The 11,120-nt window shown below is 59.2% G+C and carries 12 protein-coding genes; 9 read left to right on the top strand and 3 right to left on the bottom strand.

The window, feature by feature from the left end:
• Positions 1 to 462: 462 nt before the first annotated feature.
• Entirely contained in the window at positions 463 to 1,668 is a 1,206-nt protein-coding gene (gene tyrS, locus Q0931_RS15385) for a tyrosine--tRNA ligase (protein ID WP_299261863.1), read from the bottom strand.
• Positions 1,669 to 1,797: 129 nt separating this feature from the next.
• Here tyrS and Q0931_RS15390 point away from each other — a divergent pair, with 129 nt between their 5' ends.
• Positions 1,798 to 2,913, top strand: coding sequence for an anhydro-N-acetylmuramic acid kinase (locus Q0931_RS15390; protein ID WP_299261865.1), 1,116 nt, complete (start codon positions 1,798 to 1,800; stop codon positions 2,911 to 2,913).
• A gap of 52 nt (positions 2,914 to 2,965) precedes the next feature.
• Here Q0931_RS15390 and Q0931_RS15395 read toward each other — a convergent pair whose 3' ends face one another.
• The gene (locus Q0931_RS15395; RefSeq protein WP_299261867.1) at positions 2,966 to 3,973 is read right to left on the bottom strand and encodes a type IV pilus twitching motility protein PilT; all 1,008 of its coding nucleotides are present in this window, start codon (positions 3,971 to 3,973) and stop codon (positions 2,966 to 2,968) included.
• 38 nt (positions 3,974 to 4,011) lie between these two features.
• On the opposite strand from Q0931_RS15395, the gene Q0931_RS15400 reads away from it, so the two are divergent.
• From Q0931_RS15400 to Q0931_RS15425, 6 genes are all read left to right on the top strand, one after another.
• A complete protein-coding gene (locus Q0931_RS15400; RefSeq protein WP_299261870.1) occupies positions 4,012 to 4,740 on the top strand; it encodes a YggS family pyridoxal phosphate-dependent enzyme in 729 nt (242 codons plus the stop codon).
• 26 nt (positions 4,741 to 4,766) lie between these two features.
• On the top strand, positions 4,767 to 5,594 hold the full coding sequence (gene proC, locus Q0931_RS15405; RefSeq protein WP_299261872.1) for a pyrroline-5-carboxylate reductase: 828 nt from the start codon (positions 4,767 to 4,769) through the stop codon (positions 5,592 to 5,594).
• A gap of 45 nt (positions 5,595 to 5,639) precedes the next feature.
• Positions 5,640 to 6,221, top strand: coding sequence for a YggT family protein (locus Q0931_RS15410; RefSeq protein ID WP_299261874.1), 582 nt, complete (start codon positions 5,640 to 5,642; stop codon positions 6,219 to 6,221).
• Positions 6,222 to 6,362: 141 nt separating this feature from the next.
• Positions 6,363 to 7,529: a homoserine O-acetyltransferase gene (locus Q0931_RS15415; RefSeq protein WP_299261876.1), complete on the top strand. Its 1,167-nt coding sequence runs from the start codon at positions 6,363 to 6,365 to the stop codon at positions 7,527 to 7,529.
• Positions 7,529 to 8,119 (top strand): methionine biosynthesis protein MetW, encoded by a 591-nt coding sequence (gene metW / locus Q0931_RS15420; RefSeq protein ID WP_299261878.1) that lies wholly within the window; start codon positions 7,529 to 7,531, stop codon positions 8,117 to 8,119. The genes Q0931_RS15415 and metW overlap by 1 nt, the downstream gene beginning before the upstream one ends.
• A gap of 73 nt (positions 8,120 to 8,192) precedes the next feature.
• Complete coding sequence (locus Q0931_RS15425) at positions 8,193 to 8,600, top strand: hotdog domain-containing protein (RefSeq protein ID WP_299261880.1); 408 nt, start codon at positions 8,193 to 8,195, stop codon at positions 8,598 to 8,600.
• Positions 8,601 to 8,602: 2 nt separating this feature from the next.
• Here the strand turns inward: Q0931_RS15425 and sfsA are convergent, their stop codons facing one another.
• Positions 8,603 to 9,295 (bottom strand): DNA/RNA nuclease SfsA, encoded by a 693-nt coding sequence (gene sfsA / locus Q0931_RS15430; RefSeq protein ID WP_299261882.1) that lies wholly within the window; start codon positions 9,293 to 9,295, stop codon positions 8,603 to 8,605.
• A gap of 200 nt (positions 9,296 to 9,495) precedes the next feature.
• Here sfsA and dksA point away from each other — a divergent pair, with 200 nt between their 5' ends.
• Together dksA and gluQRS are read left to right on the top strand one after the other, a co-directional pair.
• A complete protein-coding gene (gene dksA / locus Q0931_RS15435) occupies positions 9,496 to 9,927 on the top strand; it encodes an RNA polymerase-binding protein DksA (RefSeq protein ID WP_299261883.1) in 432 nt (143 codons plus the stop codon).
• Positions 9,928 to 10,842 (top strand): tRNA glutamyl-Q(34) synthetase GluQRS, encoded by a 915-nt coding sequence (gene gluQRS / locus Q0931_RS15440; protein ID WP_299261884.1) that lies wholly within the window; start codon positions 9,928 to 9,930, stop codon positions 10,840 to 10,842. It abuts the gene before it with no gap.
• Positions 10,843 to 11,120: the final 278 nt, after the last annotated feature.

The following is an 11,120-nucleotide window of genomic DNA, read 5'->3' on the forward strand; positions in this document are numbered from 1 at the left end:
TCACCTGCCAGACTTCCCCGCCGCCTCGTCGCCGTGTGCTCCGTGGCAGCGGATGCGTACTTTATAGATCACCCCGGAATCGCGCAACCCCTTCCGGCAAAAAGTTTTCGATGTCGTCTTTAAACCGCAAGGGAGAGTACGCATTTACCCTCTCCATGCCGGGGTATTTATGCTTCCTCTCTTGTTAGAGAGAGCGTCTCTACTACATGTAGAGCAGTAGCCAAAAGAAAGGGCCCACCGCTGATCGTGTCAGTGGCAGGCCCTATGGATCTTCCTGATCCTTAAACATCACCCTCCATGGTGATGCCCTTGAAATTTACACCAAGGCTTCCCTTCCGTGGGTGCAACGCCTCCATGCGCTTGCTACCTCAGTGTTTGTACAACTTACCGAATTGTAGGGGTCATGTCCAACTTTTTTGCACAAAAAACTGCTGCAGATGTATGACTTGTCCAGGAATAAGATTATCCCTTATGCAAGCGGACCCTGGCATAACGCTTTTTGCCGGCCTGAATCACATATTCATGACCCACTGCGAGCATGTGTCCTGCCTCTACCTTGTTGCCATCCACCCAGACACGTGCATTTTTCAGCATGTCCTTTGCCTGAGCGCTATTGTTGGCAAGGCCGGCTCGATTCAGGATCAGGGCAATGGGGGCTTCCTCCATACCCTCGACCATAACCTCTACTTCCGGCAGGTCATCAGGCAGCTCGCCTTCCTTGAGCTGATTGCCACTGGCGCGGTGCGCACCGGCAGCTGCCTCCTCCCCATGAAAGCGGGCCACCAGCTCACGTGCCAGTACCATCTTGACGTCACGCGGATTGGCACCGTTGTCCACGTCACTCATCAGCGCCTTGACGTCTTCCATGGGCTTGAGCGACAGCAGCTCGAAGTAGCGCCACATGAGTGAATCCGGCATGGACACAACCTTGTTGAACATTTCACCGGGACGATCGGTAATGCCGACATAGTTGCCCAGTGACTTGGACATCTTCTGTACACCATCCAGGCCTTCAAGCAACGGCATGGTCAATACCACCTGCGGTGCCTGCCCATAATGCTTTTGAAGCTCACGCCCCATTAACAGATTGAACTTCTGATCGGTGCCGCCGATCTCGATATCGGCTTCCAGCGCCACAGAGTCATACCCCTGTATCAGCGGGTAGAGAAACTCGTGGATGGCGATGGGCTGATTACCGCGATAGCGTTTTTCAAAATCATCACGCTCCAGCATGCGGGCCACGGTGGTCTGGGCGGCCAGACCGATCAAATCAGCGGCCGACATGGCACTCATCCACTGCGCATTGAAAACCACCTTTGTGCGTTCGGGATGAAGTACCTTGAACACCTGCTCCTGATAAGTACGCGCGTTGGCCATGACGTCTTCTTCCGTCAGCGGTTTTCGCGTCACGCTCTTGCCAGTGGGATCACCGATCCGCCCGGTAAAATCACCAATCAGAAACAGCACCTCATGCCCCAGGTCCTGAAACTGGCGCAGCTTGTTTAAAAGCACCGTGTGCCCCAGGTGAAGATCGGGCGCAGTAGGATCGAAGCCGGCCTTGATGCGCAGCGGCCGTCCCAAAGAGAGCTTCTTCTCCAGCTCGTCCTCTACCAGCACCTCGTGGACACCGCGCTTGATCAGTGCCAGCGCATCGGCAACATCGGCCATGACCTGCCTCTCCTGTGTTCAGATGATTGCAGCTGCTCCCCCTCACCTGATCCGCGGGCGAGCAGCAGGAAATGTGGGGCATGATAGCATGGCGTCCAACACGGAGACCGCCCCGGCAGGAGTGAGCAGATGAGTCTTTTTATAGGTCTGATGTCCGGCACCAGCCTGGACGGTATCGATGCAGCGCTGGTGGAATGCGACCACCATCACCGCCCTCTTCTACTGGAAGCCACGGGCATCGACATGCCGGAGCCTTTGCGCCGCCAGCTCTGGCATCTGTGTCATGCCAGAGAGGCGGCCTTTGAAACCCTGGCGGAAACCGAAGAGGCGTTCTGCCGGCTTCAAACGCAGGCCGTCGCGGCACTGCTGGGTAAAAGTGGTCATGCCGTCTCGGACATCACCGCCATCGGCAGCCATGGACAGACCATTGAACACCGTCCGGCAGAGCCTTTCCCATATACCTGGCAACTGGATAACCCTTCAAGACTGGCCGAACTGACCGGCTGTCGCGTCGTGGCTGATTTTCGAAGGCGTGATCTCGCCGCCGGCGGTCAGGGCGCACCATTGGCCCCCGCCTTCCATAACGCGATTTTTCGTGACCCTCATCAGTGGCGCGTACTGCTGAATCTGGGGGGATTTGCCAACGTCACCCTGCTCCCGCCAGGGGGCAGTGACATACCGGTGATCGGCTTTGATACCGGACCGGCCAACGCCCTGCTGGATGGCTGGTATGCCCGCCATCATGATGGCCGGTTCGATCGCGATGGCCAGTGGGCGGATCAGGGACGCTGCCAGCCGGCGCTGCTGGCAAGGCTATTGAGTGATCCGTTTTTTGATAGCGCACCGCCCAAGAGTACGGGCCGAGAGCATTTTCATCTGCAGTGGCTTGAGACGCACCTGGAAGATGAGCCCGCGGCAGATGTTCAGGCCACCTTGTTGGCTCTGACCGTTGAAAGCATTGCTCGTGAACTGGAGCGCCACCTGCCTGCCGAGGCGCAGACGGATGCCTGTGTCATCCCCTGCGGCGGCGGCGCACACAACGTCGCCCTGATGGACGCTCTGAACGCAAGACTGTCACCAATCAAAACCGGGTCCTGTCAGGCGCTGGGCTGGTCACCGGACTGGCTGGAAGCCGGCGCCTTCGCCTGGCTTGCCTGGCGGCGGCTGGAAGGGCTTGCAGGCAACCTGGCCTCGGTCACCGGCGCAGCCGGGCCTCGCATTCTGGGCGGGGTTTACGAGCGCTGAGTTTTCCGGCTGCTGCCGGGGCGTTCAGCACCATGTCAGCACACCCGGCCCCTCACCCTTTCTCTTCGCGTACGATCAGCCCTTCAGCCGCCAGCTTCGACACGGCGGCCTCCATGGTCTGCATGCCCAGTCCGCCGCCGGTCTGCAGGGCAGAATAGATCTGAGCCACTTTGTCCTCGCGGATCAGATTTCGGATGGCGGGCGTGGCGATCAGAATCTCGTGGGCGGCAATCCTGCCCCCGCCGATACGGCGCATCAGTTGCTGAGAGATCACGCCCTGAAGGGACTCGGACAGCATGGCGCGTACCATTGCCTTTTCATCACCGGGAAAGACATCCACGATACGATCCACCGTTCGGGCCGCAGATGTGGTATGCAGCGTGGCCAGCACCAGGTGGCCGGTCTCGGCAGCCGTCAACGCCAGCCGCATGGTGTCCAGATCGCGCATCTCTCCCACCAGAATGACATCAGGATCTTCGCGCAGCGCCGAGCGCAGGGCACTGGCCACATCATGCGTGTCGCGTTGCACCTCGCGCTGGTTGATCAGCGCTCGCCGGGAGTAGTGCACGAATTCGATGGGATCCTCGATGGTCAGCACATGCTGGGCGCGGGCGCCGTTGATATGATCCACCATGGCCGCTAGCGTGGTGGACTTGCCCGAACCGGTCGGCCCCGTCACCAGCACCAGTCCATGCGGACAGGAGGCCAGTCGCCGAAAGACGTCTCCGAGTCCCAGCGACTCAAGGCTGGGCACATGAGAAGGGATAGTACGAAAAACCCCGGCTACGCCCCTGTCCTGATGAAAGGCATTGACGCGAAAGCGGGAAACGCCGGGGACATCGACGGAAAAATCGATCTCCAGCGCTTCCCTGAAACTTTTCTGCTGGGCCTCACTCATGACCGCCAGCAGCAGACGCTCGACGTCTTCGTGTTCAAGCGCCGGGGCATTAAGGCGACGAATCTCGCCGTCGACGCGCATCATGGCAGGTAGACCTGCCGACAGGTGTAGATCCGAGGCACCCTGTTTTGCCGTAAAAGCCAGCAGTTCGGTAATATCCATGCGTTCGCAGTTCCGGACGTCACAAAGAGTGATCACTCATGAGCGATCAGCAGTCACGCGCGACCCCCGATCAGAGCCACGCCGTAAAGGACAATATCGTCGCGATACGCCACCGACTTGAGCAGGCGCTTGCCAGCGCCGGTCGGTCGGCCGATAGCGCGGCGGTACTGGCGGTCAGCAAGACCAAACCGGCGGCCATGCTGCGGGAGGCGTTTGACGTCGGGCAGCGTCTTTTTGGTGAAAACTACCTGCAGGAAGCGCTGGAAAAACAGCAGGCGCTGGCAGACCTTGAAGAGATCGAATGGCACTATATCGGCGCACTTCAGTCCAACAAGACACGTGACGTGGCCGAACACTTCAGCTGGGTTCACACCGTGGATCGCGAGAAGATCGCCCGACGCCTGAGCGAGGCTCGCCCGGCCTCCATGGGAGCACTCAATATCTGTCTGCAGGTCAATATCAGCCGGGAGAGCTCGAAGTCGGGCGTCACACCCGAAGCGCTGCCGGCGCTGGCTGAACAGGTACTGGCCCTGCCGGGCCTTCGGTTGCGGGGCCTGATGGCCATTCCGGCGGCCAGCGATGACCCGGCGCAACAGCGACGTCCCCATGCGGCGCTGCGCGAGCTTTTCGAGGCACTGGCAAGGCGTTATCCCGAGGCGCCACTGGACACCCTGTCGATGGGCATGAGCGGTGATATGGAAGCGGCCATTGACGAGGGCGCCACGCTGGTCAGACTTGGAACAGTCATTTTCGGCAGCCGCGACTGAACATCCCGACTACAAGGACACCTTTCATGGCAAGTCAATTGACCTTCATCGGAGCTGGCAATATGGCCAGCGCCATCTTCGGCGGGCTGATCGACAATGGCTATCCGGCTGATGCCATTACGGCCACCTCTCCCGATGAGACCATGCTCGAACAGCATCGCGCGCGCTACGGCATTCAGACCACCACTGACAATGCTGCAGGGGTCAGCGAAGCCGATGTCGTCATTCTGGCCGTCAAGCCACAGATCATGCGTGAGGTGTGCGAGACGATTCAGGAGGCGCTTCAGATCAGCCGTCCATTGATCATCTCCATTGCCGCCGGCCTCACCATCGATACGCTGGGCCAGTGGCTGGGCGATGACAGCCTGCCCATCGTGCGCTGTATGCCCAACACACCGGCACTGGTGGGCCAGGGCGCCACCGGCCTGTATGCGTCCCCCGGCCTCGGCGAGCACCACCGCGCCCTGGCCGGCGATCTGCTGTCAGCCGTTGGCATCATCGAATGGGTAGAGGAAGAAACCCTGCTCAGTGCCGTGACGGCCATCGCCGGCAGTGCGCCCGCCTACTTCTTCTATATGCTGGAGGCGATGGAAAATGCCGGCGTGGCACGAGGACTGTCACGTGAGACAGCACGGCGTCTGGCCATTCAGACGGCATTGGGCGCAGCCCATATGGCAAAAGAAAGTGAGCAGGACCCGAAAACGCTCAAGCAACAGGTCATGTCGCCGAAAGGTACTACGGAGCGCGCCATTGCCAGTTTTGAGCAGGCCGGCTTCGAGAAAATGGTGGATGATGCCACACTGGCCTGTTTCGAGCGTGCCGAATCACTGGCACGTGAGCTGCGGGATCAGTAAATTCACTGTATCTGTCATCTTGTGACGACATAACGGAGAGTCTCCATGGGGAGCGCACTGGGCGATACCGGCATCATGCTGGTCAACACCCTGATCAACCTTTATCTGTTTGTGCTGATGCTGCGCTTTTTGCTGCACGCTTCACGTGCCGACTACTACAACCCCATCAGCCAGGCGATCGTCAAGGCAACCTCGCCGCTGGTGGCCCCTCTGCAGCGCGTCCTGCGACCTGCCGGTCCCATCGATATTGCAACGCTTGTGGTCGCGCTGTTGTTCAAGATGGTGGGCATCGCCCTGATCTGCATGGCGATCTTTGGCTTTCCGCCCATCGGGCTTCTGGCCGTGGCGGCGCTGGCTGGCGTGGTCAACGCCATTTTGAAGATCTATTTCTTTGCCATGATCATCATGATCATTCTGAGCTGGGTCGCGCCTCAGTCCGGCCACCCCGGAGCACTGCTGGTGTTTCAGATTACCGAGCCGGTCATGGCGCCGGTACGACGCGTTATCCCTTCGATTGGCATGATTGACCTGTCCCCCATTGTGGTCTTTTTGCTGATCAACGTACTCGACAGCTTTCTGGTGGGCGCCCTGAGCCGCGCAGCCGGCCCCCTTGCCCCGCTGATTTAAGACCTGACAGGCTGTCGTGCCCGCGCACGACAGCCGCCCCGCCAGCGCTCGCCACCCGACGTCTGCAACGATATGCTACAGTGCGCCTGCGACGCCGGGCCGCAATTTCGGCCTGCCCTGTCTGACCGGATTTGAGTGCTGATGCCCGAGACACTGTCTTCTACCTCGGTTGGCCTGGTAACCCCCCAGGTCGCCCGCTTTGATACGCCCCTGCGGCTTGCCTGTGGCCGTGAACTCCCGGCCTTTGAGCTGGTGTATGAAACCTACGGTACGCTCAACGAAACGGCCAGCAATGCGGTCCTGATCTGCCATGCGCTGTCGGGTCACCATCATGCTGCCGGCTATCATCATGTCGATGACCGAAAGCCCGGCTGGTGGGATGCTCACATCGGCCCCGGCAAAAGCATCGACACCCGGCGTTTTTTCGTGATTACGGTCAACAACCTTGGCGGCTGCCACGGCAGTACCGGTCCCTCCAGTGAAAATCCGGCCACCGGCCGTATCTGGGGCCCCGACTTTCCGCTCATGACGGTGACCGACTGGGTCAACAGCCAGGCCATGCTGGCTGATCGGCTGGGCATCCAGCGCTTCGCCGCCGTGGTCGGGGGCAGTCTGGGCGGCATGCAGGTCCTGCAATGGGCCATGAGCCTGCCCGAGCGGGTGGCCAACGCCACCGTCATTGCCGCGACGCCACGGCTTTCGGCACAAAACATTGCCTTTAATGAAGTGGCGCGCCAGGCCATACGTTCCGACCCCGAGTTCTTCGACGGCTGGTACAGCGAGCATCAGACCCTGCCCAGACAAGGGCTGCGGCTGGCCCGTATGGTTGGCCATATTACCTATCTCTCGGAACACTCCATGGGCGCGCGCTTCGGACGCGATCTGCGCACCGACAGCCTCAACTATGGCTATGACGTTGAATTCGAGGTGGAGTCCTATTTGCGCTATCAGGGCGACACCTTCTCGACACGCTTTGATGCCAATACCTATCTGCTGATGACCAAGGCACTTGATTACTTCGACCCGGCCGGCGAACACGAGGATGACCTCCCCCGTGCCCTGTCCACGGCGACGTGTCGTTTTCTGGTGGTCAGCTTCACGACCGACTGGCGTTTCGCGCCGGCCCGGTCACGCGAACTGGTCGATGCGCTACTGCGGGCCGGCAAGCATGTCAGCTATGCCAATATCGACTCCCCCCATGGACATGATGCCTTTCTGCTACCCAATGAGCGCTATGAGGCCGTATTGGGTGGCTTCATGACGCGTGTTGCCAATGACGTGGAACAGGCTACCGGAGGAAATTCGTGATGCGGGCCGATCTTGCACTGATTTATGACTGGGTCCCGCATGGCGCTCGCGTTCTGGATCTGGGCTGTGGCGACGGGACCCTGCTGGCAGCGCTCTCGGCGCAAAAGCAGGTCACGGGCTATGGTCTGGAGATCGACAGCGACGGGATTTCACGCTGTCTTGAAAAGGGCGTGGATGTCATCGAACAGGATCTGGACCAGGGGTTGACCAATATTCCCGATGACACCTTCGACCTGGTGATCATGACTCAGGCGCTTCAGGTCCTGAGACGCCCCGACCTGATGCTCGACGAAATGCTGCGGGTCGCCAATGAATGCATTATTGCCTTCCCCAACTTTGCCTGGTGGCGTCATCGCCTGTCGCTGGGGCTCAAGGGCCGCATGCCGGTATCACGCTCGCTGCCGCATGCCTGGTACGACACACCCAATATTCACCTGTCGACCTTCCGGGACTTTGCCGATCTGTGCCGCCAGCAGGGGCATACCATCACCGATCAGGCGGTGGGCAATGGCAACCGGGAAGGCCAGTGGCGCCACCGACGCTGGCCCAACCTTTTCGGCCAGGATGCCATCTTTCGAGTCAAGCGCTAGAACAGACGGCTCCGGAACCCTGGACTTTGGTATGATCGAGTGATCAATCTGCGACGCCCAGCGAGGCCTGAACATGAATTTTCATACCCGCAAGTGGATCAAGCCCGAGGATCTCAACCCCAATGGGACACTCTTCGGGGGAAGTCTTCTGAAGTGGATCGACGAAGAGGCGGCCATCTATGCGGTCATTCAGCTGGCCAATTCGCGCGTGGTGACCAAATACATGTCGTCCATCAACTTTGTTTCCAGCGCACGTCAGGGTGACATCATCGAGCTGGGGATTACCGCCACCAGATTCGGCAAGACATCGCTCACCCTTCACTGCGTGGTCCGCAACAAGATCACCCATAAAAACATCCTGACCATTGATGAGATTGTCTTCGTCAACATGGGCGATGACGGCCGCCCCGCCCCGCATGGCAAAACGAAGATCACCTACCTTCGCGATCGCGAGCTGGAAGGTCCCGACAGCGCCACCTGAACCTAATAAAGGCGGCGATAGTGACAGGCTGTCACTTGTTCGGGCGTGATCTCACAGCCCAGCATCATGACTTCTACACCGGCCTCGTATGCCATCTGAAAGGTGCGGGCATAGGCAGGATCCAGATGCGCTGCCGGGCGGACGTCATCAATACCGTCATGGGCGACCAGAAAGACCAGCACTGCCCGATCACCGCCGGCGCGCAGTGCCATCAGTGTTTCCAGATGACGGCGCCCACGGGTGCTGACCGAATCCGGGAAGTAGCCACAGTCCCCCTCCTTGAGCGTCACCTGCTTGACCTCCAGCCAGACCGGAACGCCGCCTTCAGGCGTCAGACAAAAATCAAGCCTTGAGTCCCCTGCCCTGACCTCACGCTGTAATGTCCACGGCGGCTCGAACGGCAGCAGTGTTCCCGTTTCCAGTGCTTCCTGCACCAGCGCATTGGCACGCCCGGTATGAATAGAGGCCAACGCCCCATCCGGCAGCTCGATCAGTTCCCAGGTCCATGCCAGACGGCGTTTTGGATTGTCGTGCCAGGATACCCAGACCCGGCAGCCAGGCACATTAACCGCGCGCATCGAGCCGGTGTTGGGGCAATGCGCGGTAATGATGCGCCCGTCATCAAGGCGGATGTCGGCCAGAAAGCGTTTATAGCGTGCAATAAGTACGCCCGACCATAGTGGCGGCAACCTCATGTTCCCGGCCCCAGCGCCGATACCATGCCTTGAACTATACTCATGAGGTGATCTCCAGGCCTGCTGACTTTTGTTGAAACCGGCTTGCAATCGGCATGGATTTCCTATAAATAGCACTACCCTGAATCATGCGATGCGGTAATCAGGAACAGTCTTGCGGGCTTACAGCATCGCTATTACCTGCAGTGAGGCAATCTCCCATGGCAGTAGCCGAGACGCAGTCGCCCGATACCTTTAAGCCCTATGCGCCAACGCCGGGCGAAGAGTACATGAACGAGCAGCAGCTGGCACACTTTCGCCAGATTCTGCTCAACTGGAAAAACGACCTGATGGCAGAGGTTGATCGCACCGTTCGTCACCTTCAGGAAGACGCCAACAACTACGCGGATCCTGCCGATCGCGCCACGCAGGAAGAAGGCTTCAATCTCGAGCTTCGCACCCGTGATCGCGAGCGAAAGCTGCTCAAGAAGATCAACGAGACCATCGAAAAAATCGATGAGGATGACTACGGCTTTTGCGACGCGTGCGGCATCGAAATCGGCATCCGACGCCTGGAAGCCCGGCCCACGGCCACACTCTGCGTTGACTGCAAAACGCTGTCGGAATTGAAGGAAAAACAGCTCGGAGGCTGAATGCCGAGCCAAAGGCATATTGAACACGGCCCCGCGGTTGTTGGTCGCTTTGCACCAACGCCCTCGGGGCCTTTGCATTTCGGCTCTTTGCTGGCCGCACTGGCGAGCTGGCTGGATGTCCGCTCAAAAGGCGGCCGCTGGCTGTTGCGCATCGAGGATATCGATCCGCCCCGCTGTCCGCCCGGTGCCAGCGATACCATCATCAAACAGCTTGACGCCTTCGGCCTTTACCACGATGGCACCGTCGAGTATCAGCATGACCATGATAGCGATTACCAAACGGCGCTGGACGCGCTGGTGGAAGGCGGTATGGCCTACCCCTGCAGCTGTTCGCGAAAAGAGTGGCGGCATTTCAGCATCTACCCGGGCTGGTGCCGTCACGGTCCCCTGCATCCCGAGCGAGATGTTGCCTGGCGACTCAGGACCGATATCGGCGTTCCGGACGTCTGCTGGCAGGACCGACGACTGGGCCATCAGAGCTGGTCATTGCCAGCCCTCGGTGATGTGGTGCTCAAGCGACGCGATGGGCTATGGGCCTATCAGCTGGCCGTGGTGGTCGATGACGCCCGCCAGGGGATAACGGATATCGTCCGAGGTGCTGACCTACTCGACAACACGCCCTGGCAGATTCGACTGCAGCAGGCATTGGGCTATACCACGCCCAGGTATCTCCACCTGCCGCTGGTGGTTGCCGCCAATGGCCAGAAACTTTCCAAGCAAAACATGGCGCCCGCTCTTCCCCTGCAGGATCACGCCGTTCGCCCACTACTTCACGAAGCCCTCACGCTTCTGGGGCAATCCCCCGAGCCGGCACTGCGCCATGCATCTGTCAGCAACCAGCTCAGCGCCGCCATTAATAGTTGGCGACCGCACTTTCTGGTTTCTCACAATGTTCAACAAACGACTTCGAATTGACCACTATCGACCATCGTCGTCTTTTTTTACGCCCCGTTACGCGTATGCTGACCCTAGCCAACGAGGGCAGTGCACCAAAAATAAGCACGCACGCGAAATATTCGCACTTTTTTAGTGCAAAAATGATTTCTGGAATGTACCGGAACTCATTCTGGACAATGCCAGACCAATTAGATTTTCATAGCACCATGAATTTGATGGGGTTTTTTTTAGGTGGCACGTGTTCTGCACTAATAGAGTCGACTGAAGAAGAATAACAGCGATCACCTGACCGGCTT

Source organism: uncultured Kushneria sp. (genome assembly GCF_947497025.1).
GTDB lineage: Bacteria > Pseudomonadota > Gammaproteobacteria > Pseudomonadales > Halomonadaceae > Kushneria.

Excerpts from the sequence above, each read along its gene's own strand:
- Q0931_RS15415 (WP_299261876.1), top strand. The coding sequence starts at position 6,363 with ATGCCCGAGACACTGTCTTCTACCTCGGTTGGCCTGGTAACCCCCCAG.
- Q0931_RS15410 (WP_299261874.1), top strand. The coding sequence starts at position 5,640 with ATGGGGAGCGCACTGGGCGATACCGGCATCATGCTGGTCAACACCCTG.
- Q0931_RS15395 (WP_299261867.1), bottom strand. The coding sequence starts at position 3,973 with ATGGATATTACCGAACTGCTGGCTTTTACGGCAAAACAGGGTGCCTCG.
- tyrS (WP_299261863.1), bottom strand. The coding sequence starts at position 1,668 with ATGGCCGATGTTGCCGATGCGCTGGCACTGATCAAGCGCGGTGTCCAC.
- proC (WP_299261872.1), top strand. The coding sequence starts at position 4,767 with ATGGCAAGTCAATTGACCTTCATCGGAGCTGGCAATATGGCCAGCGCC.
- Q0931_RS15390 (WP_299261865.1), top strand. The coding sequence starts at position 1,798 with ATGAGTCTTTTTATAGGTCTGATGTCCGGCACCAGCCTGGACGGTATC.
- Q0931_RS15425 (WP_299261880.1), top strand. The coding sequence starts at position 8,193 with ATGAATTTTCATACCCGCAAGTGGATCAAGCCCGAGGATCTCAACCCC.
- sfsA (WP_299261882.1), bottom strand. The coding sequence starts at position 9,295 with ATGAGGTTGCCGCCACTATGGTCGGGCGTACTTATTGCACGCTATAAA.
- metW (WP_299261878.1), top strand. The coding sequence starts at position 7,529 with ATGCGGGCCGATCTTGCACTGATTTATGACTGGGTCCCGCATGGCGCT.
- dksA (WP_299261883.1), top strand. The coding sequence starts at position 9,496 with ATGGCAGTAGCCGAGACGCAGTCGCCCGATACCTTTAAGCCCTATGCG.
- Q0931_RS15400 (WP_299261870.1), top strand. The coding sequence starts at position 4,012 with ATGAGCGATCAGCAGTCACGCGCGACCCCCGATCAGAGCCACGCCGTA.
- gluQRS (WP_299261884.1), top strand. The coding sequence starts at position 9,928 with ATGCCGAGCCAAAGGCATATTGAACACGGCCCCGCGGTTGTTGGTCGC.